Consider the following 425-nt stretch of genomic DNA (forward strand, 5'->3'; position numbering starts at 1 on the left):
GGTTTAATCTGACAGTACGAAATCGCTATAACCATAATAACTATAGTTCAACAGATTTGAGCGGGGAACTGGATAATAATGACACCTATGAAATTGGCACCTACTGGAATTTTAAAATCACCGATAAATTTTCCTATACATTTGAGCCACATTATTTCATACGCGTAAATGACTTTAATAGCAGCAATGGAAAAGATCATCACTGGGAAATCACTAATACCTTCCGTTATCGCATTAATGAACACTGGCTGCCTTATTTCGAATTACGTTGGTTAGATCGTAATGTCGAACCGTACCACCGCGAGCAAAACCAGATTCGTATCGGGACGAAGTATTTCTTCTGATGTGAAACTGCCGGATGCGGCGTAAACGCCTTATCCGGCCTACGGTTGATACGGTTTTCGTTGGCCGGATTAAGCACATCC

At 41.2% G+C, this 425-nt stretch carries 1 protein-coding gene; it reads left to right on the forward strand.

Features of this window, described 5'->3' with window-relative positions; genetic code table 11:
• A partial coding sequence (locus D7Y15_RS43845) for an oligogalacturonate-specific porin KdgM family protein (RefSeq protein WP_199746084.1) occupies nucleotides 1-344 on the forward strand: 344 nt, incomplete at its 5' end.
• Nucleotides 345-425: the final 81 nt, after the last annotated feature.

It is taken from the genome of Corallococcus sp. AB030 (genome assembly GCF_003668965.1).
Taxonomy (GTDB): domain Bacteria; phylum Myxococcota; class Myxococcia; order Myxococcales; family Myxococcaceae; genus Corallococcus; species Corallococcus exiguus.